Source organism: Streptomyces sp. NPDC029044 (assembly GCF_040637495.1).
In the GTDB taxonomy this organism is placed as follows: Bacteria; Actinomycetota; Actinomycetes; order Streptomycetales; family Streptomycetaceae; genus Streptomyces.
Genome location: NZ_JBEZWN010000042.1, coordinates 49,658 through 68,639, shown reverse-complemented (window position 1 = coordinate 68,639; position 18,982 = coordinate 49,658). Strand labels below are relative to the sequence as shown.

General features: G+C 72.9%; 20 protein-coding genes. 7 read left to right on the top strand and 13 right to left on the bottom strand.

The features are described 5' to 3' along the window. Positions 1 to 151: 151 nt before the first annotated feature. The 4 genes from AB0E85_RS27850 to AB0E85_RS27835 all read right to left on the bottom strand — a co-directional run bounded on the left by AB0E85_RS27850 (position 152) and on the right by AB0E85_RS27835 (position 2,967). Positions 152 to 937, bottom strand: a complete 786-nt coding sequence (locus AB0E85_RS27850) for a DNA-formamidopyrimidine glycosylase family protein (RefSeq protein ID WP_361932511.1) — start codon at positions 935 to 937, stop codon at positions 152 to 154. A gap of 10 nt (positions 938 to 947) precedes the next feature. Then, entirely contained in the window at positions 948 to 1,319 is a 372-nt protein-coding gene (locus tag AB0E85_RS27845; RefSeq protein ID WP_361932508.1) for a VOC family protein, read from the bottom strand. A gap of 99 nt (positions 1,320 to 1,418) precedes the next feature. Next, positions 1,419 to 2,408 carry a DUF6397 family protein gene (locus AB0E85_RS27840; RefSeq protein ID WP_361932505.1) on the bottom strand — a complete coding sequence of 330 codons (990 nt, stop codon included), beginning with the start codon at positions 2,406 to 2,408 and terminating at the stop codon, positions 1,419 to 1,421. 145 nt (positions 2,409 to 2,553) lie between these two features. Further along, entirely contained in the window at positions 2,554 to 2,967 is a 414-nt protein-coding gene (locus AB0E85_RS27835) for a roadblock/LC7 domain-containing protein (RefSeq protein ID WP_361932503.1), read from the bottom strand. Between the two features lie 104 nt (positions 2,968 to 3,071). On the opposite strand from AB0E85_RS27835, the gene AB0E85_RS27830 reads away from it, so the two are divergent. Next, on the top strand, positions 3,072 to 3,500 hold the full coding sequence (locus tag AB0E85_RS27830; RefSeq protein WP_361932500.1) for a PPOX class F420-dependent oxidoreductase: 429 nt from the start codon (positions 3,072 to 3,074) through the stop codon (positions 3,498 to 3,500). Between the two features lie 25 nt (positions 3,501 to 3,525). Here AB0E85_RS27830 and AB0E85_RS27825 read toward each other — a convergent pair whose 3' ends face one another. The 5 genes from AB0E85_RS27825 to AB0E85_RS27805 all read right to left on the bottom strand — a co-directional run bounded on the left by AB0E85_RS27825 (position 3,526) and on the right by AB0E85_RS27805 (position 8,811). Then, a complete protein-coding gene (locus AB0E85_RS27825; protein ID WP_033307200.1) occupies positions 3,526 to 4,131 on the bottom strand; it encodes an ATP/GTP-binding protein in 606 nt (201 codons plus the stop codon). 117 nt (positions 4,132 to 4,248) lie between these two features. After that, positions 4,249 to 4,659: a DUF742 domain-containing protein gene (locus AB0E85_RS27820; RefSeq protein ID WP_361932497.1), complete on the bottom strand. Its 411-nt coding sequence runs from the start codon at positions 4,657 to 4,659 to the stop codon at positions 4,249 to 4,251. A gap of 22 nt (positions 4,660 to 4,681) precedes the next feature. Then, positions 4,682 to 5,119 (bottom strand): roadblock/LC7 domain-containing protein, encoded by a 438-nt coding sequence (locus AB0E85_RS27815; protein WP_361932494.1) that lies wholly within the window; start codon positions 5,117 to 5,119, stop codon positions 4,682 to 4,684. Next, positions 5,116 to 7,710 (bottom strand): nitrate- and nitrite sensing domain-containing protein, encoded by a 2,595-nt coding sequence (locus AB0E85_RS27810; RefSeq protein ID WP_361932491.1) that lies wholly within the window; start codon positions 7,708 to 7,710, stop codon positions 5,116 to 5,118. Before AB0E85_RS27810 ends, AB0E85_RS27815 begins: the two co-directional genes overlap by 4 nt. Before the next feature lie 327 nt (positions 7,711 to 8,037). After that, positions 8,038 to 8,811: an MHYT domain-containing protein gene (locus tag AB0E85_RS27805; protein WP_361932488.1), complete on the bottom strand. Its 774-nt coding sequence runs from the start codon at positions 8,809 to 8,811 to the stop codon at positions 8,038 to 8,040. 172 nt (positions 8,812 to 8,983) lie between these two features. Here AB0E85_RS27805 and AB0E85_RS27800 point away from each other — a divergent pair, with 172 nt between their 5' ends. After that, positions 8,984 to 9,583 (top strand): class I SAM-dependent methyltransferase, encoded by a 600-nt coding sequence (locus tag AB0E85_RS27800; RefSeq protein WP_361932486.1) that lies wholly within the window; start codon positions 8,984 to 8,986, stop codon positions 9,581 to 9,583. Between the two features lie 9 nt (positions 9,584 to 9,592). Here AB0E85_RS27800 and AB0E85_RS27795 read toward each other — a convergent pair whose 3' ends face one another. Further along, entirely contained in the window at positions 9,593 to 10,492 is a 900-nt protein-coding gene (locus AB0E85_RS27795) for an oxygenase MpaB family protein (protein ID WP_361932517.1), read from the bottom strand. Positions 10,493 to 10,590: 98 nt separating this feature from the next. Between AB0E85_RS27795 and AB0E85_RS27790 the strand changes: the two genes are divergently transcribed. Together AB0E85_RS27790 and AB0E85_RS27785 are read left to right on the top strand one after the other, a co-directional pair. Next, complete coding sequence (locus tag AB0E85_RS27790) at positions 10,591 to 10,887, top strand: hypothetical protein (RefSeq protein WP_361932484.1); 297 nt, start codon at positions 10,591 to 10,593, stop codon at positions 10,885 to 10,887. 136 nt (positions 10,888 to 11,023) lie between these two features. Further along, entirely contained in the window at positions 11,024 to 11,887 is an 864-nt protein-coding gene (locus tag AB0E85_RS27785) for a hypothetical protein (RefSeq protein ID WP_361932481.1), read from the top strand. A gap of 146 nt (positions 11,888 to 12,033) precedes the next feature. Here the strand turns inward: AB0E85_RS27785 and AB0E85_RS27780 are convergent, their stop codons facing one another. Continuing rightward, positions 12,034 to 12,216 carry a hypothetical protein gene (locus AB0E85_RS27780; protein WP_010040978.1) on the bottom strand — a complete coding sequence of 61 codons (183 nt, stop codon included), beginning with the start codon at positions 12,214 to 12,216 and terminating at the stop codon, positions 12,034 to 12,036. 157 nt (positions 12,217 to 12,373) lie between these two features. On the opposite strand from AB0E85_RS27780, the gene AB0E85_RS27775 reads away from it, so the two are divergent. From AB0E85_RS27775 to AB0E85_RS27765, 3 genes are read left to right on the top strand one after another with little or no spacing between them, the layout of a single operon-like run. Next, positions 12,374 to 15,304 carry a DEAD/DEAH box helicase gene (locus AB0E85_RS27775; protein WP_361932478.1) on the top strand — a complete coding sequence of 977 codons (2,931 nt, stop codon included), beginning with the start codon at positions 12,374 to 12,376 and terminating at the stop codon, positions 15,302 to 15,304. After that, positions 15,301 to 16,575, top strand: a complete 1,275-nt coding sequence (locus tag AB0E85_RS27770) for an SWF or SNF family helicase (protein ID WP_361932476.1) — start codon at positions 15,301 to 15,303, stop codon at positions 16,573 to 16,575. The genes AB0E85_RS27775 and AB0E85_RS27770 overlap by 4 nt, the downstream gene beginning before the upstream one ends. Then, entirely contained in the window at positions 16,572 to 17,117 is a 546-nt protein-coding gene (locus tag AB0E85_RS27765; RefSeq protein ID WP_361932473.1) for a GNAT family N-acetyltransferase, read from the top strand. The genes AB0E85_RS27770 and AB0E85_RS27765 overlap by 4 nt, the downstream gene beginning before the upstream one ends. A gap of 141 nt (positions 17,118 to 17,258) precedes the next feature. On the opposite strand, the gene AB0E85_RS27760 is transcribed toward AB0E85_RS27765, so the two are convergent. Further along, a complete protein-coding gene (locus tag AB0E85_RS27760) occupies positions 17,259 to 17,609 on the bottom strand; it encodes a hypothetical protein (RefSeq protein ID WP_361932471.1) in 351 nt (116 codons plus the stop codon). 149 nt (positions 17,610 to 17,758) lie between these two features. Further along, positions 17,759 to 18,925 carry a xylose isomerase gene (gene xylA / locus AB0E85_RS27755; RefSeq protein ID WP_361932468.1) on the bottom strand — a complete coding sequence of 389 codons (1,167 nt, stop codon included), beginning with the start codon at positions 18,923 to 18,925 and terminating at the stop codon, positions 17,759 to 17,761. Positions 18,926 to 18,982 lie beyond the last annotated feature (57 nt).

The window sequence follows — 18,982 nt, the reverse complement described above, 5'->3', positions numbered from 1 at the left end:
CCACTTTGTCTGTTTTGGTGTGGGGTTTAAAACTAGGGAGTAAGCCAGAGGGGGGGCGGGGCCGGCGGCCGGGGGGGCGCCGGGGGGGCGGGCCCCCGCCCGCCGAGCGGCCGGCGGGCGAGGGCCTGGCTCTCCGGCCGGTCCGGCCCGGTCACCCGTCCGGTTGGCACTGGGGGCACCACACCGTGCCCCGCCCCGCCATACGGGACCTGCGCAGGCCGGTTCCGCAGCGCGGGCACCTCGCGTCCCGGTCGTCCCGGTGGCCGGTGAGCCAGGTGTCACGCGGGGGTACGCAGCCGGCGCTGACGGAGGAACGCAGGGTGCGTCGCATCTCGCTGAAGAGCCGACGGCGGTCCTCCTGGGTCAGGTCACGCGCCCCCTGGTCGGGGCGCAGCCGGGCCCGCCACAGGATCTCGTCGGCGAGCAGGTTGCCGAGGCCGGCGAGGACGGACTGGTCCGTGAGGGCCGTCTTGAGATGCCCGCGACGCGATGAGAGCACCTCCTCGAACTCCGCACGGTCCACCGCCAGGGCGTCGGGACCCTGCCGCCGCAGCAGCCGCTCCACGTCGGACTCGTCGTGGGCCAGCCAGAGTCCCTGCAGTTTGCGCTGGTCACGGAAACGCAGTTGCCGACCGGCACCGAGGGTGAACAGGACCCGGTCGTGTGCCTCGACGGGATCAACGGCCCGCCCGCACACCAGCAGCCCTGTCATGCCGAAGTGCAGTACGAGGGTGGGGCCGCCGGTGCGGGCCAGCAACCACTTGCCGTGCCGCTGTGGTGTGCCGAACCGCCGCCCCTCCAGCGCGTCCCGCAGTCCCCCGGCGTCGATCCCGTGCAGGACGCCCGGGTCCCGCACATCGACGCGCCGGATGACGCGTCCCTTCGCGCAGGCCTGGAGCACCTGCCGGAAGCCCTCGACGTCGGGGAGTTCGGGCACGGCCGGTGGGTCAGTTTTCCTGGAGGACGGACAGCACGTTCCCCGCGGGGTCGGTGAACCAGGCGATCAGCGGGCCGCCGCCGCGGAAGATGCCCTTGTCGTCCGTCTTGAGGTGGTCGTAGCGCTCGAAGCGCACCCCTTTCCCGGCCAGCTCGTCGACCGCGGCCTCGATGTCGTCGACCGAGAAGTTGAGGATGGTGAACGTCGCCGGCGTGTGGTTCGGCTTGGGATAGACCAGGGTGTCCCGGTCGCCCGCCAGGTGCAGGATCAGCATCCCGTTCTCCTCCGACACGCGGAGCCCGAGCGTGTCTGCGTAGAACGCCCTGGCCGCCTCGATGTCGTCCACCGAGAACCCGCTGAACGCCTTCGTCGTACCGAACATGATCGCCTCCCGGGGACAGTCTCCTCAGGGGAGGACCCGTGCGCATCCGGAAACTCATCGGTCAGCGGGTCCACCAGCGGTGATGCCGTACCGCCGGGGTCACCCGGCCGGCCGTCGTCCTCTGCGGCGGAGCCGGCTCAGCAGGCCGTGGGGAGGGGTGGGCTCGGGGGGTGCGGGGCGCTCCGGTGGCGGGGCCGTGGCCAGTGGCGGGGCCGAGGCCGAGCCCGGGGCCGTGGTCGGTGGCGGGGCCGAGGACGGTGGCCGGGCGAGCGGACGGGGTCCGGGCGGAGGTGTCGGGGCGAGCCCTTCCGCCACAGGGTGCCGGCGTCGGGCCTCCTCCAGCGTGTGGGCCAGGTCCGCGCGGAACCAGCACACTTCGTCCCGCTCGCTCGCCGTCATCAGCTTCTCCGCCAGCTCGGCGGCGGCTGAACCCGGTGCGCCGTGCACCGGGAGCCGGGGGCGGCGGTCGTCCAGGAGGGCACGCTCGCGGGGGTCCCGGACGACGTCCGCGACGTCGGCCGGGGCGAGGAGGCAGGCGACCGCTGCCGCCCGGCCCCAGGGGTCGTCCCCCGCCTCCCGCGTCAGGAATCCGACGTGACGCCCCCGCCAGTTGCGCGGCCGCCGGTCCATTCCGGCCTTCAGCCCTTCCCGGATCTCATCGGGCGTGCGACGGCCGGTCAGCAACCGGATGTTGCTCCTCTCAGCCGCGAACTGCCGTAGCTCTTCGGCCAGATACAGCCAGACGACGGTCCGATAGCGGTTGAGGTAAAAGGTCACCGGCACGAGCAGGCCATAGCGCGCGAGGCTCGTGAACCTCGTCGGTGCCACCTCCATGAGCCGGGCGCCCTCGGTGGTGCCGACGGTCGCGACGCGCCCGCGCAGGATGTCCGGAAATCCCTCCCCGGAGCGCAGCCGGTCGATCTCGGCCCGGGCGACGCGCCGGCCCCCGCCTCCTTCGTCGGGAACGGTCCTGATGAGTCCCAGGTTCACCGCGAGGTCGAACTCGCCCCGCTTCAAGTCCAGTTCCCGGGCGGCCCGGCTCGGGGCGCAGGTGAGGAGGTGGTCTGGTGTCGTGCCGATACGTGACATGGTCGGTCTCCCCCGTGGAGTCGGAGCCAGCGGCTCACTGCCGAGTGCGACCGCCGTCCGCGGTCGCCGTGAAAAAACCGTAGCCGGTTCGGCGTATCTCGTGGCGAGCCTGTGGATAACTCCACGGGGATGACGAACGTGCAGGTCAGAGGTCCGTGATCGGTTTCGGCTCCGGCTGGCGTGCGCCGACGTCGAGGTGCTCGCCCACCCGGTTGACCAGCAGTGTCATCTCGTAGGCGATCTGGCCGATGTCGGCTTCCGCGCCGCTGAGTACACACAGACAACTGCCCGTACCGGCCGCGGTGACGAAGAGCACCGCGTCGTCGAACTCGATCATCGTCTGTCGGACGTTGCCCGCGCCGAAGTGCCGTCCGGAGCCCTTGGCCAGGCTGTGCAGCCCGGACGACACGGCCGCGAGGTGCTCGGCGTCCTCGCGGCGCAGGCCGGTGCTCGCACCGGTCACCAGGCCGTCGTTGGACAGGACGAGTGCGTGCCGCACTTCGTGGACGCGCTCGGTCAAGTCGTCCAGCAGCCAGTCGAGTCCCTGGTTCTGCGCCATCTTCCGGTCTCCCCGTTTTCTCCCCGTGTGATTCCCCTCCTGGCCGGAGGATCTCCATCTCAGACTTCCCCACGACCGGGGCCGGGGCAAGGAGGATGGGAGCCATGGCAGAGAAGATGACCGACGCGCAATGGCGGGAGTTCGTCCTCCACGGCACCCGCACCGCGAAGCTGTCCACGGTCCGGGCGGACGGCAGCCCGCACGTGGCCCCGATCTGGTTCCTGCTGGACGGGGACGAGGTGGTGTTCAACACCGGCAAGGACAGCGTGAAGGGGCGCAACATCATCCGGGACGGCCGGATCGCCCTGTGCGTGGACGACGACCGGCCGCCGTACTCGTTCGTGGTGCTGCGGGGCCGTGCCCGGGTCTCGGACGATCTCGACGAGATTCGGCACTGGGCCACCCGGATCGGTGCCCGGTACATGGGCGAGGAGCGCGCCGAGGAGTTCGGCGCGCGCAACGGCGTGCCCGGCGAACTCCTCGTCCGTGTCGCTGTCGACAGGGTGCTGGCGGAGCGGGACGTCGCGAACTGACCGCGGGAAAGCCCCTGGTCCGCGGTCAGCCGACCGAGTCGAGCAGCCGGGCGGTGTGCATCCGCCCGGCGTACTCGACGAGCCGGATCAGCACCTCCTTCCCCGAGTCGCGGTCCCGGGCGTCGCACAGCACCACGGGTGTGCCCCTGTCGAGGTCGAGGGCGCGTGAGACGTCCGGAGCACCGTGCCGCCGGGCGCCCGCGAAGCAGTTGACCGCCACGACGAAGGGGATGCGCCGGTGCTCGAAGTAGTCGACCGCGGGGAAGCAGTCCTCCAGGCGGCGGGTGTCCGCGAGCACGACCGCGCCGAGCGCCCCTTGCGACAACTCGTCCCACAGGAACCAGAACCGGTCCTGTCCCGGCGTGCCGAACAGGTACAGGGACAGACCGGACCGGATGGTGATGCGTCCGAAGTCCATGGCGACGGTCGTGGTGGTCTTGTGATCCACGCCGTCGGTGTCGTCCACCGACTGGCCTGCTTCGCTGAGGAGTTCCTCGGTGCGCAGCGGCCGGATCTCGCTGACGGCGCCCACCAGGGTGGTCTTGCCCACGCCGAACCCGCCGGCGACCAGAATCTTCAGCGCCAGTGCGGCGCTCTCGCCGCCCGGGGCGTCGGAGTGCTCGGAGACCATTGATCACTTCTCTCAGGAGTGCCGGTGTGATGAGTGCGTGGGTGGTGTGCGTGCTCTGGGTGGTGTGGTCCGGTGAGGCGTCGGGGCGTGGGGCTTTGCGGCGTGGGACGTTGAGGGCTACAGCGCTCTCAGGCCCTCGATCACCTCGCGCAGGATGCGTTCGTCGGGCAGCTGCGCGGGGGGTACGGGACGGCTGACGGTGACGAAGCCGAGTTCCAGAAGATCACCGAGGAGCACCCTGACCACACCGACGGGCAGGTCCGCGCCGGCGGCGAGTTCGGCGACCGACTGGGTCTCCGGGCGGCACAGGTCGAGGAGGTTGCGGTGTTCCGGGCCGAGCGGTGCGTCGTCAATTCCGGGTGCGCCCGGGTCCAGAGTGACCAGGGCGATCAGGTCGAACCGCACGCCGGTGGGGCCGGGCCGGGTGCGTCCGCCCGTCATGGCGTAGGGGCGGACGAGCGGGCCGGCCTCGTTGTCGTACCACTGGCTGCCCTGCTCGCGCGGGGCGCCCGTCATGTCCTCGGTCATCTGCGCGGACCGTTCTCCCGGTTCATCCTGCGGCAGGGGGCTGCGCGGCCGTGCGGGGCGCCGTGCCGAGGTGCTCGCCGACGCGTTTGACCAGGCGGGCCATCTCGTAGGCCACCAGGCCGATGTCGGCGGTGACGGCGGTGAGGAGGGCGAGGCAGGAGCCGTCGCCCGCGGCGGCCACGAACAGGAAGCCCTCGTCCATCTCCACCATGGTCTGGCGGACCCCGCCGGCGCCGAAGTGCCGTCCCGCGCCCTTGGCGAGGCTGTGGAAGCCCGAGGCGACGGCGGCGAGGTGCTCGGCGTCCTCGCGGCGCAGGCCGGTCGAGGCCCCCACCGCGAGGCCGTCGTTGGACAGCACCACGGCGTGCCGGATGTCGCTCACGCGGAGCACGAGATCGTCCAGCAGCCAGTCGAGTTCGCCGGAGTGCCGGGCGGACTGTGTGCTCGGATCCTGGATCATGCGGGGTCTCCTTCGCTGCTGTCGCTGCCCGTCACGGGGCCGGGGGTGTTACCGCGGCCGGGTTGCCTGCCGCCGCCGCGCGCCCATCCGGAGCGGTAGGCCGCCATGCGGTCCCGTACGAGCTCGGGGGTGCGCTCGTCGTCCCGGGCAGGGGGCGTCGACGGCTGCTCCTCGGGTCGTCTGTCGCGCAGTTGGGGAGCGAGGCTGGCCTGTCGTACCCGGCGCGGGAGGTCGTCGGAGTCTTCGGGCTGCTGCGGCGGGCGGTGCAGTCGCAAGGTGGCGACTCCTGGGAGTGGTGTCTGGCTCGGGGTCTCCTGGTGACGCGGACCGTCCGCGTGACGCGAGCTGTCCGCGGGATACGAACGGTCCGTGTGGCGCGGGATCTCGGGCTCCGCGGGGGCCGGTACGGGGGCCACGAGGGCGCGCCGGTCGGCCTGGGCTGGGACGGCGTCCTGGAGAGGGGTGTCATCGGGCACGCGCGCGTAGGCGCGTTCCCCGGGCTGTCGCGCGGGTTCCGCCGCTTCGGGGGCTCGTTCCGGAGCGCCGGTGTGAAGCAGGGCGGTGGGCAGCAGGACGACCGCGGTGGTGCCGCCGTACGGGGAGGTCCTCAGGTGGACCTTGATGTCGTGACGTACGGCGAGCCTGCTGACCACGAACAGACCGAGCCGGTCACTGTCGAACAGGTCGAGCGCCTCGGACTGGGCGATGCGGCGGTTGGCCTCGGCGAGGGTCTCCTTGCCCATGCCGAGGCCGCGGTCCTCGACCTCGACGGCGTATCCGTTGCCGACGGGTTCTCCGGTGACGCGCACACGCGTGTGGGGCGGAGAGAACTGGGCGGCGTTCTCGATGATCTCGGCCAGCAGGTGCGTGAGGTCGGCGACGGCCGCGCCGGCCACGGCTGCCTCGGGGAGTTGCCGAACCTCCACGCGCGCGTAGTCCTCCACTTCGGAGACGGCCGCGCGGACCACGTTCGTGAGGGAGACCGGCATGCGCCAGGCCCGGCCGGGGGCGGCTCCGGAGAGGATGATCAGGCTCTCCGCGTGGCGCCGCATGCGGGTGGTGAGGTGGTCCAGGCGGAAGAGGTCGCTCAGCTCGTTCGGGTCCTCGGAGCGGCGTTCCATGCTGTCGAGGAGGGCCAGCTGCCGGTGGACGAGGATCTGGCTGCGGCGGGCGAGGTTGACGAAGACGCCGGAGATGCCGCTGGCGAGTTCGGCGCGTTCCACAGCGGCCCTCAGCGCTGCGCGGTGCACGGTGCCGAGGGCCTCGGCGACCTGCCCGGTCTCGTCCTCGGCGGGCGCTCCCGGCGGGGCCTCGGCGCGGACGTCGATCTCCTCGCCCGCCCGCAGTTTCCGCATGGCGTCGGGGAGCTTGCGCCGGGCGATCTCCAGGGCGCTGTTGCGCAGGCTGACCAGTTCGACCACGAGGCCGCGTCCGATGCGTACGGAGATGACGAGCGAGGCGGCGACGGCGGCGAGGCCGAGCAGCACGGCTGCACCGGCCGGGGTGTGCAGTCCCCGGGTGAACGGGTCGGCTCGTTCCGCGACCCCGCGTGCCGCGTCGTCCTCGATGACGCGCATGCCGTTCTGCACGGGCGCGTGGGCCGTGTTCCAGGTGCTCTCGGGTACCGCCCCGGCCGCCTTGGAGCCCGGCCCGCCGGCGAGGACCTCGTTCTCGGCGTCGCGCAGGCCGCTGTAGGCGCTGCTGTCGGCGAGGGCGTCCCATGCGGAACGCTCGGTGCCGCTCAGGTCCGCGACGGACGACTCCGTGAGCGTGCGGCGTACATCGACGGCGCTGGTGAAGAGCCTGAGCCGTTCCCCGGTCAGGGTGCCGTCCAGACGGGCGCTCGCCAGCACCGCGTCCTCCCGGGCCAGTGCCTCGCCCGCTCGGGCGAATTCGAGCAGCACCCGCGCGTCGGAGCCGAGGTCGGCGTCCCGGATGCCGGTGAGGGCACCGCCGACGCCGAAGGCTGCCGAGATGGTCCGGGTGTAGCGGTCGTACGTCTCGGCCCAGCCCGCGCGCCGGTCCTGAACCGCGGTGCGCAGCGGCGGCAGTTGCTCGGCACCGGCGACGAAGTCCTTCAGCCGCTGGGCGACTCCGGCGGGCAGTTCCCCGCTGTCGGCGACGGTGGTGTCCTTGCCGAGCCGTAGTTCGGCGACGGCCCGGTCGGTGCGCCGGGCCAGCTCGTCCAGTTCGCCCGTTCGGACGGCGGACGGGTCGGTGGCGTGCCGTACGGCGGCCGCGCGTTCGGCCTGGAGGGCGGCGACGGCGGCGGAGACGGGGGCGCGGACCGTGGCGTCGACGCGCTGTACCTGCCGTAGCCGGGAGACGTCCTGGGCGGTGGTGACGGTGGCGTAGGCCCACAGGGCCAGGAGGGAGACGACCGGCACCATCAGCAGGCACACGATCTTGGCGCGGACGGTGCGGGGGCGTATGTGCCAGCGCTCCGCGCGCGGGGGCGCCGCTTCCGGCGGGCCGCCCGAGGGTGCGTCGGGGCCCTCGTCGGCCGGTGGTCCGGCGTGCGCACGGCGACCGCGCACGGGAGGGGACGGCGCCTCGGCGCCGGCTGTGGGGGTCCTACGGGGTGTTCGCATGGACTCCTCGCTCGGAGTGGGTCGGGGCGTACGGGCAGGCGGCGGCGCGCTGTCGTAGGGGCGTCTCACGGGCGTCGTCGGGCGCGGAGCACACCGTCGGCGCAGCAGGGGCCGACTGGAGGTGGGCCGTACGAGCCGCCGCCGGGAGCGCGATCCGGGCCTCCGGGCGGCGCCGGCCACCGGCCCCACTGACCGCTGTCCTGTGCGGCCGCCCGTTCCTCTGGCCCCAGATGTGCTGCCGCGAGTCCCGTGTCCCGCACCGCCCGGTCACCGTGCCGCTCGGTCACCGTGCCCAGTGGTCACCGTGCCCAGTGGTCACCTGCGCTGCTAGGGGGCGGCACTCTGCACCGGCCGCTGGGCGGAAGCGGACGCCGCGCGTTCGCCCGCCGTCGGGGACAGCGCGACGAAGGCCGAGGTCAGGAAGAGATAGGAGCCGAGGCCGACGGCGAGGGGGAAGATGAACTGCATCGCCGTGGCCCCGGGCAGGGCCTGCGCGGAGGGCGTGACGTGCACGCCCACCGCGAACATCCCGGTGTAGTGCATGCTGCTGACGGCCGCGCCCATGATCAGGGAGGCGATGGTGACCGCGACGGGCGACTTGATGTTGAGAGCCGCCCACAGGGCCGCCGTGGCCGCGACGACGGCGATCAGGACGGACAGTCCGACGAGCAGCGGGTCGTAGGTCACGTCGCCGTGCAGCCGGACGGCCGCCATACCCAGGTAGTGCATGCTGGCCACACCGAGGCCGGTGGTGAGCCCACCGACGAGCAGGGCCCGGCCGCGGTCCCTGCCGTAGCCGACGGCGAAGACGCCGGCGCAGACGACGACCATGGCGACGAGCAGGCTCAACAGGGTGAGCGGCACGTCGTAGCGGATGTCGGTACCGGCGACGCCGAAGCCGAGCATCGCCACGAAGTGCATGGTCCAGATGCCGGTGCCGATCGCCGAGGCGGCGGTGACGAGCCAGTTGCGGCGCGAGCGCCCGGTGGTGGCGAGCGCGCGGACGGTGCAGCGCAGACCGAGCGCGGCGCCTATGCAGGCCATCACGTACGACAGTGCGGGGGTCAGCCACCCCAGGGCTGCGTGGTCCAGGTGTCCCATGGCCCCGGGACGCTAGACCCGGCAGGGGCGCGCGAACGGGGCGCAGTTCGAAAGGTGCTGGAATATGACGCAAGGGTGCACCGGAACGATCGAGTCACGCTCGAACATGTGCACTGAGGCATCATCCGTGCCGGTGAGGCGTCAGCCACGCAGGTGCGGAATCATGCGGGACATGAGCGACGAGCAGACGCGTGTTCAGGAGTTCTTCACCGCCCGCGCCGCCGACTGGGACAGCCGGTTCCCCGACGACGGTCCGGCCTACACCGCCGCCGTCGCCGAGCTCGGGCTGCGGGCGGGTGACCGGGTGCTCGACGCGGGGTGCGGCACCGGCCGCGCCCTGCCGCCGCTGCGCGCCGCCGTGGGGGCCTCGGGGGTGGTCCTCGGGGCCGATCTCACACCCGCCATGCTGCGGGAGGCCGTGCGGGCCGGGCGGGACAGCGACGGGCAGTTGCTGCTCACGGATGTCGCCGCGCTGCCCCTGCGCTCACGGTCGCTGGACGCGGTGTTCGGGGCGGGCCTCATCTCGCACCTCGACAGCCCGGCCGAGAATCTTCGGGAGCTGGCGCGCGTGGTACGCCCGGGTGGTGTGCTGGCGCTGTTCCACCCGATCGGCAGGGCAGCCCTCGCGGCACGTCACGGCCGCTCGATCACCCCCGACGATCTGCGCGCCGAGCCCAACCTCCGTCCGCTGCTGGCAGGTTCCGGTTGGCGCCTGACGTCCTACGTCGACGAGGACTCCCGTTTCCTGGCGCTCGCCGTGCGCGAGGACTGAGGCACCGCGTCACCCGGCCTCGGCGTCCGCGGACGCGCGCCGCACGGGGCAGCCCCGGACGCCCGGGACCGGGCGGGTGCCCAGGTCGGCGATCCGGTAGCCGTACGGGTAGCCCTTGATCTCCCGGTTCTGACGCGCGAAGTGAGGGGCGCGCCGGGGCGGCAGCAGGCGGACGGCCCGGCCCCGCAGCCGCACCGATCGACGCACCCACGCGCGCGTGGCGGCATGCGGCGGGGTGTAGCGGAAGGTGCGCAGCAGCGAGTCGTCGAGCAGGGCGAGGACCGTGGTTCGCAGCAGGGGTGCGAGCGGGCCGGGGTACCAGGAGGCCATCAGGTCGAGTGTGGCGTCCGAGACGCGCCGGGCGTCCTCGTCCCAGGCGAAGTGGGCGGCCTCATAGGTGTCGAGGCGGATCTCGAACTCCTCGTAGGTCCGGGGAATGTCCTTGATCCCCATGTGCCGGCCCAGGGTGCGGTAGTGAACGGCACTCGCGACGGTCTCGTGGCGTGACATCCTGCGCCAGCCGTAGGCGTCGATCCACCGTTTGGGCATCACGACGAAGGTGCACAGCACGTAGCGCATGTCGTCGTCGCTGATGTCGTAGCTGCGGTGCATCTGGTTGATGCGGCGGACCGCCGTCCTGCCCTCGTCGCTGCCGAAGCCGTGCTCGACGATGGCGTCCAGGAGCAGCGAGGTGTCGTCGTAGCGCTTCTGCGTCCGGTCCGTGAGCTCCGCCGTGCGCGCCAGCAGCCGGCCGATGGCCGGGACGGCGTAGGTGCGGTACAGGGCCAGTTCCAGGGCGCGTGTGAAGTCCCAGGGAAACTCGTACGCCACGCTGAGGCGGTAGATCTCGGTAGCCTCCTCGTACGGGTCCATCCGACGGATCTGTTCGAGCCGCGAGAAGCGCTTCACCGTGCCGTCCCCCTTCTGCCACAGGTTCTCCAACTTTACGTTGGTGGCGAGAAGATGAACGACCGGCACGGCAGGCGCGCAGGGGGAAGGTGGTCAGCATGTGGGGCAGGTTCCGCAAAGCCGGGGGAAGGGTCGCCGATGTCTTGCGAACGGAGCAGAAGGCCGGTGAGGACAAGCGCCCGCACAATCTTTTCGAGGCCGCGGCGACCTATGTCACGGCCTGCGCGGACGACGACCAGGCGCGGGCCGACGAGGCGGCGGGCTGGGTGTCGCCGGAGGCCCTGTCGTTCGGCGTGAACGAGCTGGCCTGCCGCGCCGTCATCGCCCTCGCCCGGCAGCGCGGCGAGTCGCCGGAGACCGTGGCCCGTGACTTGCTGGGGCTGCCGGCGGCCTGATGCGCAGCCGCGCGGAGGGCCGATTCGCCCCGTCCGCCGGAAAACTGCAGGTCCGCGTACGCATGCGAGGCCGTGACAAGGGGCTCGTGGGCGCACTAGGGTGCGCGCCGGTGGACGAACCGATGGGGAGGCTGGGATGGCCGGGACGGACGAGGAAGCCGTCGCCGCCGAGGACGATGCGCTCTATGTGCTGACGGCGGTGCTGCTGACGCCGGCGAAGTTCCCGAGCGTGCTGGGCGACGACTACCCCGAGGCATGCGCAGCGCTCGGTCTCGCACCCCTCGCCGACGGGTACGGCCTGGTACTCGGCCAGGACAGCGAGGGCGCCCGGTGGACGGTGGCCATCGACGACGTCTCGCTGGTGGCCGTCGCGATCGCGTCCTGGGACTGCGGCATGGAGTACGAGCTGTCGCCCGACGAGCGCACGGTCGTCGCGGCCCTGCCCGGCTGGCCTCTCGCGGTCGCCGTCGCGGCCCCCGGGGTGCCCGCGCCGCACGATCCGGACCCGGAGGCCGACGGCCGGCCCCCGCTGGCTCCGCCGGACACCTCCGTGTGGGGCCCGGCCCAGCGGCGCCTGGGCGCCGATGAGATCGCGCTCCAGTGGGCGACGTGGCGGGAGCAGATCGACGACGCGGAGTTCCCTACGGGGGAGGCCGCGGGGACGGCCTCCGACGACGGGGGCGACGCGGACGGTGACCCGGACGGACACGGGGAGGGCGGGCAGCAGGGTGGCCACAGCGGCATCCGGCGCGTGCTCGCGGAGGCCCGCACCTATATCGACTCGCCGCCGCCGCTGGGACGGGTCCGGTCGTCCTTCGCGTCCGGTGACGCCCGGACCCTGCGGGCCGACGGTCCGGGCTGGTCGCTCGTCGCCAGGACCGACGACATCGCTTTCGTGCTGCTCGACGAGGAACCCGGCGAGGTCCTGCCGGTGGGCCGTGGGCCGGAACTGCCGGGTCTCCTCAAGGCACTGGACAAGATGGCCGTACGGCCGAACTGAGCCGGTACGGTCGGTCGAGCGGGTTCGGCCGCCCCAAGCCGAGCCGAGCGGGTCCGGCAGACCGAGCTCGCTCGGCCGGGTCGCTGCGGTGCAGGCCGGCCGGGTCGCTGCGGGGGCAGGCCGGCCGGGCGGCTCCGGTCACCCCCTCAGCGGCCGAGCTCCTTGCGGGTGGCGCGGCGCAGCCTGCGCCGCTGGGACGGGTCCAGCGTGAGGTACGCGGCGGCCGGGACTCCAAGGATGATCAGGAGCGATGCCCACCAGGGCAGCCAGATCAGCAGGATGAGCCCGACCGCCACACCGCCCGCGGCGATCTTGGCGTTCTTCGACATGACTGTCGCCTCCTTCGCGGCCAGTGCCGCTCTCTGTCTCGAAAACGGACCCGCGTTCACGGCGGTTCCGGACCGCGACCCTGAGACATCCCTGAGGTGCACCCCTGACGCACCCTGAGACTTCCATGGTGACCCAGCTCACAGCCCAGCCATACCCATGCGCACCGGAAGTGCTGTACTCTCGGCGACTCCGCTCTCACTAGTCAAATTTGAGGAACCAGCCATAGCCGAGCATCCGACTCCCCCGGCACCCTCCTCCGACCCTTCCGAACTGGCCCTCTGCCATTGCGTGTTCCTGCCCGGCGACCCTGCTCGCGCCGGGAGTGTCGCCTTCTGGCGGCCCGACGGTGCAGCCCCTCCGGTGGTGGACTCCTCATCCGCCGCGGACCTGACCGTGGTCGTGCCGCATGACGGCGGGGTCGGGGAAGCGAGCGTGCCCGCCGTGGTGATGCCGGTGCGCACGGCCCTGCCCGTCCTCACGCGCGCGCGGGCCGCCGCGCAGGGGCACCGCTCGACCCTCTTCTGGGGCGCGGCGGCGCTGCACGCCCTGCGCCTCGCGGCGCGCGGACTGCTGCTGCCCGGACTGTCTCCGGGCGATCACGACGCCTGGCGCGCGGGGCCGCTGAACGCCCAGGACATCGAGGATCTGCGGCGCCTCGCCGCCGCGATGCCGCCTGAGGCGCACGCCGCGCCCCTGGCAGGTGACGGGCCGCTGCGGCTGCCCGACCCGGAGCAGCTCCTGCGCGCCTTCCTCGACGCGGTCACCGACACGCTGCCCCGCTCCCCCGCCGCTCCGCTGGTGACGGGCGGTCCGGCCTACGCGTCGCCGGAGCCGGTGCGGCTGCCCGAGCTGCGCGCCTGGGCCGCCGACGTCGCGGCGGGCCACGACGCGGGCGTACGGCTGTCGCTGCGGATCGTGGCGGACGGCTTGACGGACGCGGCGGACGACGGCACGGGCGTGACGTTCCGGGCCGTGCTGCAAGTGCACAGCGTCAGCGATCCGGCGCTCGTCGCGGACGCCGCGGACGTCTGGGCCGGCACCGGGGGCGAGGCCTTCGGTCCGCGGGCACGGATGGACGCACTGCTCGCCCTGCGCCGGGCGGCCCGGGCCTGGGCACCGCTCACCCCCCTGCTGTCGGCGGCCGTGCCGGACGCGGCCGAACTGGCCGACGAGGACGTCACCGAGCTCCTCGGGGCGGGCGCCCTCGCACTGGGCGCGGCCGGGGTCGAGGTGCACTGGCCGAAGGGCCTGTCCCGTGAGCTCAGCACGCGCGCGGACGTCGGGCCTCTTGACGACGAGCCGGATGCGCGCGCGACCGCCGCGACCATGCCGTCGTTCCTGTCCGCCGACGCACTGCTCGCCTTCACGTGGTCGTTCGCCCTGGGGGACAGGCGGCTGGACCGTGAAGAGCTGGACCGCCTGGCCGAGGCGAAACGCCCGGTGGTGCGGCTGCGCGACCAGTGGGTTCTGATCGACCCTCAGGAGGCGCGCCGGGCCCGCTCCCGGCAGGACCGCAAGGTGACGCCGGTGGACGCCCTGGGCGTGGCCCTGACGGGCTGGGCGGAGGTGGACGGCAGCCGGGTCGAGGTGCGGCCCACCGGGTGGCTGGCGGCCCTCCGGGAGCGGCTCGCCGACCCGGAGGCGCAGCAGCCCGTGGAGCAGCCGCCCGCCCTCGCCGCCACCCTGCGGGACTACCAGCGGCGAGGCCTGAACTGGCTCGCCGGTATGACGTCGCTGGGCCTCGGCTGCTGTCTCGCCGACGACATGGGGCTCGGCAAGACGATCACCCTGATCGCCCTGCACCTGCACCGGCAGACCGACGCCGGTTCCGCAGGACCGACCCTGGTGGTCTGCCCGACGTCCCTGATGGGCAACTGGCAGCGGGAGATCGAACGGTTCGCGCCCGGCACGCCCGTGCGGCGCTTCCACGGGGCGCGGCGGGGCCTGGACGGCCTGGCGGACGGGGAGTTCGTCCTCACCACGTACGGCACGATGCGCATGGACGCGCCCCGGCTCGCCGGGGTGCCGTGGGGCATGCTCGTGGCGGACGAGGCCCAGCACGTGAAGAACCCGTACTCCTCGACCGCGCGACAGCTGCGCTCCATCGGCGCACGCGCGCGTGTGGCGCTCACCGGCACCCCGGTGGAGAACAACCTGTCGGAGCTGTGGGCGATCCTCGACTGGACGACCCCGGGTCTGCTGGGCCGGCTCGGCACCTTCCGCAGGCGGTATGCGGAAGCCGTCGAGGGCGGTCAGGACCCGGCCGCTGCGGACCGGCTGGCCCGGCTCGTACGGCCGTTCCTGCTGCGCCGCCGCAAGTCGGACCCGGGGATCGCGCCCGAGCTGCCGCCGAAGACGGAGACCGATCACGCCGTGTCGCTCACCCAGGAGCAGGTGGCGCTGTACGAAGCGGTGGTGCGTGAGGCGCTCGCGGAGATCTCCGGCGCCGGCAGCATGGCCCGGCGGGGCCTGATCGTGAAGCTGCTGACCGGTCTCAAGCAGATCTGCAACCACCCGGCGCAGTACCTCAAGGAGGAGCGTCCCGTGATCTCCGGGCGCTCCGGGAAGCTGGACCTGCTGGACGAGCTGCTCGGCACGATCCTCGCCGAGGGGGCGGGCGTCCTGGTGTTCACGCAGTACGTGCAGATGGCCCGCCTGCTCGAACGGCACCTCGCCGCCCGCGGCACGCCCTCCCAGTTCCTGCACGGGGGGACGCCCGTCGCCGAGCGTGAGGCCATGGTGCGGCGCTTCCAGGACGGCGAAGTGCCGGTGTTCCTGCTGTCGTTGAAGGCGGCGGGCACCGGGCTGAACCTCACCCGGGCCGAGCATGTCGTGCACTACGACCGCTGGTGGAACCCGGCCGTGGAGGCGCAGGCGACCGACCGCGCGTACCGCATCGGCCAGACCCGGCCCGTGCAGGTGCACCGGATCGTCGCGGAGGGAACGATCGAGGACCGCATCGCCGAACTGCTGCTGCGCAAGCGGGAACTGGCGGACGCGGTCCTGGGCGCCGGCGAGGCGGCGCTCACGGAACTGACGGACGCGGAACTGGCTGACCTGGTCGAACTGCGAGGGGGCCTGCGATGACTCGGCACGATGGCGACATGGAACGTACCTTCGCCGCGCTGCCGCCCGCGCACGGGCGGGGCTTCGCCGAGACCTGGTGGGGCCAGGCCTGGCTGAAGGCCCTGGAGGGCACCGCGCTGGACACTGCGCAGCTCAAGCGGGGCCGCCGGCTTGCCCGCGCGGGAGCTGTCGGGGTGGTGTCGGTGCGTCCGGGGCGGCTGACAGCCGTCGTCCAGGACCCCGACGGGTCGGCACACCGGGCCGACGTGCTGCTGGAGGAGCTCTCGCCCGGGCAGTGGGACCGCTTCCTGGACATGACGGCGGAACGGTCCGGTCATGTGGCTGCGCTGCTGGACCGGGAGATGCCGCCGCACCTGGTCGAGGACGCGGCCGACGCGGGGGTCGAACTGCTGCCGGGTCTGGGCGACCTGGAACCGGAGTGCGACTGCGGGGCCTGGGACCACTGCGGGCACACGGCGGCCCTCTGCTACCAGGTGGCACGGCTGCTGGACCAGGACCCCTTCGTGCTGCTGCTGATGCGCGGACGCGACGAGACCGCCCTGCTGGAGGACGTGCAGGCGCGCGGCGGGGCCGGTGCGGCGAGTTCCTCCGGGCCGGAGGGCGTCGACGCGGCCGAGGCGTACGCCGCCGGTGACATCCTGCCGCCGCTCCCGGATCTGCCGGGGCTCCCCGCTGAACCCGGTCTTCCGCCGTCCCTGGACACCGAGGCACCCCCCGGCCCCGGCGTCGACCCGGCCGCTCTGGCGTTCCTGGCCGCGCGGACGGCCGTAGGGGCGCACCGGCTGCTCGCGGAGGCGCTGCGGGGCACGGCCCACGAGGAGTTGACGACCGCGCAGGACGCCGTGCGGCTGGCCGCTGGTGACCCCGGCCGGGAGATGAGCGACCGGCTCGCCGCCGGGTCGGGACGCGGGCGGGAGGGGCTGGCGACAGCCGTGTGCGCCTGGCGTCACGGCGGGACGGGCGCACTCTCCGTCCTCGACGAGGAGTGGCGTGTGGAAGGCGAGACGCTCGCACGCGCGCGTGCCGCCCTGGAATCGGCCTGGGACGCCGCCGAACGGCCGGAGCTGCGGCCGCGGGGAAACCGGTGGACGGTCGCCGGGGCGCCGGTCCAGTTGCGCCTCGGCCGGGACGGCCGCTGGTGGCCCTACCGCAAGGAGCGCGGCCGCTGGCTGCCCGTGGCAGGCCCCGCCCAGGACCCGGCGACGGCTCTGGCCTCCGTGACGGGCCCGGCGCCGGCGGAGCTCGCCCCCACAGAAAGGGACTCCCTGTGACACTCACCCGGTACGGGCCGGACATCCTCACCGTCGCCGACGAGTTCACCGAGGCGTACGCCGAGGTCTTCACGGCACCTCCCTGGGAGCCACGGGACTTCGAGGAGACGCGGGTGGAGTTCCGTGAGCGGCTGGAGACGGACGTGCGCCGTGCGGGTTTCCGGGCGGTGCTGGCGCTGTCGGAGGACGGCGGGGTGGACGGCTTCGCCACGGGCTGGACCACCCAGGCGCCCTTCCGGACCGACCGCGCCTACGGAAAGGTGGCCCGGCGGCTCGGCGCCGAGAGGGTGAACGAACTCCTCGTCGGCCGCTTCGAGATTGACGAACTGGGCGTGCGCTCCAGGGCCCGCGGCACAGGTCTGGGGTGGCGCCTGCTCTCCGCTCTCAGCTCCGGCGCACCCGGCGGCCAGGCCTGGCTGATGACCTGGAGCGGCGCCCCGGACGCACTGGCCTTCTACCGCCGGGCCGGATGGCAGGAGCCTGAACCCCTGCCGGGTGAGGAGACGGACATGGTGGTGTTCGTCTCCCCCGCCCCGGCCTGACGGCGACATCTCCGGTTGCGGGGAGGGGAGGACGTCAGGGTCGGAGGCGTCAGGACGTCGCTCGGAAGCGTCAGGACGTCGGCTCGGAAGCCTCAGGGCGCCGGCTCGGAAGCGTCAGGACGTCGGCTCGGAGGCGTCGGGTCAGGGCGCCGGCTCGCCCTCGTCCAGGGAGGGCAGGAGCGATGCGAAGCCGCTCGGCAGATCTCTGGGCAGATCGCTGGGGAGCCGGGTCGGGAAGCCCGACGGCAGCCGGGTCGGCAGCCCAGTCGGCAGCCCACTCGGCAGCTCCGTGGGGATTCCGAAGGACGGTCCCGGTGAGCTGCTCGTGCTCCCGCCGGACGGCTCGGCGTCCGGCGAGTCGCCCCTGCCCGAGGCCATCAGCACCACGATGGACACGGCTGCCACGGCCGCGAGCACGGCGAGCAGGATCAGCAGCGGATTCCGGCGCCTGGGAGGCCGGGGCGGATGCGGCGGTACGGGCGGCAATGCCATACCGACAGAGTCGCCGCGCACCGCTCCGACCGGGAGGGGCGCACGGGAGCTGATACGGACTCATGGCGTGGATCGCACGATTCCGCGGCATGCCGGGCCCGTCGGCGTGCGGGTCCGGCCGGCCGCCGGGCCCGCACGCGCGCGTGGACTCAGCCACGTGCCCCCAGCAGATGATCCATCGCCAACTGGTCCAGGTGCTCGAAGGCCATGCCGCGCGCGGCAGCCGCCTCCACGTCGAACGCCTCGAACGCCGACCGGTCGGCGAGCAGCGCCTGGAGGCCGTCCGCGGCGGTGGGCTGGGCCAGCTCGTCGAGACGGGCCGCACGCAGGGCTTCCTGAACCTCCGGGTCGGCGCGGAAGGCGGCGGCGCGCTCCTTGAGGATGAGGTAGTTGCGCATACAGCCGGCCGCCGAGGCCCACACGCCGTCGAAGTCCTCGGTGCGCGGCGGCTTGAAGTCGAAGTGGCGCGGACCGCTGTAGCCGGCCGACTCCAGCAGGTCGACCAGCCAGAACGCGGCACGCAGGTCACCGGCCCCGAAGCGCAGGTCCTGGTCGTACTTGATGCCGGACTGGCCGTTGAGGTCGATGTGGAAGAGCTTGCCCGCCCACAGCGCCTGCGCGATGCCGTGCGGGAAGTTCAGCCCGGCCATCTGCTCGTGCCCGACCTCGGGGTTGACGCCGTACAGCTCCGGCCGCTCCAGACGCTCGATGAACGCCAGGGCGTGGCCGACGGTCGGCAGCAGGATGTCGCCGCGCGGCTCGTTGGGCTTGGGCTCGATGGCGAAACGCAGGTCGTAGCCCTGCGAGGTGACGTACTCGCCGAGCAGATCGAAGGCCTCCTTCATCCGGTCCAGGGCCGCGCGGACGTCCTTGGCGGCGCCGGACTCGGCCCCCTCGCGGCCGCCCCAGGCCACGTACACCTGGGCGCCGAGCTCGGCGGCGAGGTCGATGTTGCGGATGGTCTTGCGCAGGGCGTAGCGGCGCACGTCGCGGTCGTTGGCGGTGAACGCGCCGTCCTTGAAGACGGGGTGCGTGAAGAGGTTGGTGGTGGCCATCGGGACCTTCATGCCCGTGGCGTCCAGTGCCTGCCGGAAGCGCTTGATGTGCGCCTCACGCTCGGTGTCGCCCGAGCCGAACGGGATCAGGTCGTCGTCGTGGAAGGTCACGCCGTGGGCGCCGAGCTCGGCCAGCCGCTGCACCGTCTCGACCGGGTCGAGGGCACGCCGCGTGGCGTCGCCGAAGGGATCGCGTCCCTGCCAGCCGACGGTCCACAGGCCGAAGGTGAACCTGTCCTCGGGGGTGGGCTGGTAGCTCATGCCGCGGCTCCTTGCTCGCTGAGGCTATTTCGTCATGCCGATTTACAAATTAGTATG

Coding starts and splice junctions, on each gene's coding strand:
- AB0E85_RS27810 (WP_361932491.1), bottom strand. CDS start 7,710: ATGCGAACACCCCGTAGGACCCCCACAGCCGGCGCCGAGGCGCCGTCC.
- AB0E85_RS27785 (WP_361932481.1), top strand. CDS start 11,024: ATGGCCGGGACGGACGAGGAAGCCGTCGCCGCCGAGGACGATGCGCTC.
- AB0E85_RS27845 (WP_361932508.1), bottom strand. CDS start 1,319: ATGTTCGGTACGACGAAGGCGTTCAGCGGGTTCTCGGTGGACGACATC.
- AB0E85_RS27825 (WP_033307200.1), bottom strand. CDS start 4,131: ATGGTCTCCGAGCACTCCGACGCCCCGGGCGGCGAGAGCGCCGCACTG.
- AB0E85_RS27775 (WP_361932478.1), top strand. CDS start 12,374: ATGCGCACCGGAAGTGCTGTACTCTCGGCGACTCCGCTCTCACTAGTC.
- AB0E85_RS27830 (WP_361932500.1), top strand. CDS start 3,072: ATGGCAGAGAAGATGACCGACGCGCAATGGCGGGAGTTCGTCCTCCAC.
- AB0E85_RS27835 (WP_361932503.1), bottom strand. CDS start 2,967: ATGGCGCAGAACCAGGGACTCGACTGGCTGCTGGACGACTTGACCGAG.
- AB0E85_RS27800 (WP_361932486.1), top strand. CDS start 8,984: ATGAGCGACGAGCAGACGCGTGTTCAGGAGTTCTTCACCGCCCGCGCC.
- AB0E85_RS27820 (WP_361932497.1), bottom strand. CDS start 4,659: ATGACCGAGGACATGACGGGCGCCCCGCGCGAGCAGGGCAGCCAGTGG.
- AB0E85_RS27805 (WP_361932488.1), bottom strand. CDS start 8,811: ATGGGACACCTGGACCACGCAGCCCTGGGGTGGCTGACCCCCGCACTG.
- AB0E85_RS27790 (WP_361932484.1), top strand. CDS start 10,591: ATGTGGGGCAGGTTCCGCAAAGCCGGGGGAAGGGTCGCCGATGTCTTG.
- AB0E85_RS27760 (WP_361932471.1), bottom strand. CDS start 17,609: ATGGCATTGCCGCCCGTACCGCCGCATCCGCCCCGGCCTCCCAGGCGC.
- AB0E85_RS27815 (WP_361932494.1), bottom strand. CDS start 5,119: ATGATCCAGGATCCGAGCACACAGTCCGCCCGGCACTCCGGCGAACTC.
- xylA (WP_361932468.1), bottom strand. CDS start 18,925: ATGAGCTACCAGCCCACCCCCGAGGACAGGTTCACCTTCGGCCTGTGG.
- AB0E85_RS27770 (WP_361932476.1), top strand. CDS start 15,301: ATGACTCGGCACGATGGCGACATGGAACGTACCTTCGCCGCGCTGCCG.
- AB0E85_RS27780 (WP_010040978.1), bottom strand. CDS start 12,216: ATGTCGAAGAACGCCAAGATCGCCGCGGGCGGTGTGGCGGTCGGGCTC.
- AB0E85_RS27840 (WP_361932505.1), bottom strand. CDS start 2,408: ATGTCACGTATCGGCACGACACCAGACCACCTCCTCACCTGCGCCCCG.